The following is a 237-nucleotide window of genomic DNA, read 5'->3' as shown; positions in this document are numbered from 1 at the left end:
CTCGGGCACTGCGTTCGGGACGTAGTTCACCGCCTGCGGTGCCTGTCCGATCGGAATGGTGGCGATCACCTTGTTCGTCAGCGTGTCGATGGCGGCAAGTGCATCGGCATTTTCGAGACCGACATAGACGCGGGTGCCGTCGCCGGACGGCCAGACGCCATGCGGAAGGTTACCGACCGGAATTGTAGCAACCTGCTCGAAAGTGTCGGTGCGATAGACCTTCACCTGGTTGAGGCC

The 237-nt window shown here is 61.6% G+C and carries 1 protein-coding gene; it reads right to left on the bottom strand.

Going from position 1 to position 237, the window contains the following annotated elements; all coding sequences use genetic code 11:
- A partial coding sequence (locus tag ACPYOM_RS23850; protein WP_481347883.1) for a YncE family protein occupies positions 1-237 on the bottom strand: 237 nt, incomplete at both ends.

Source organism: Monashia sp. HAY1-2A, assembly GCF_056755315.1.
Note: the sequence above shows the minus strand (reverse complement) of the source record. Positions and strands in the feature narration are given on the sequence as shown.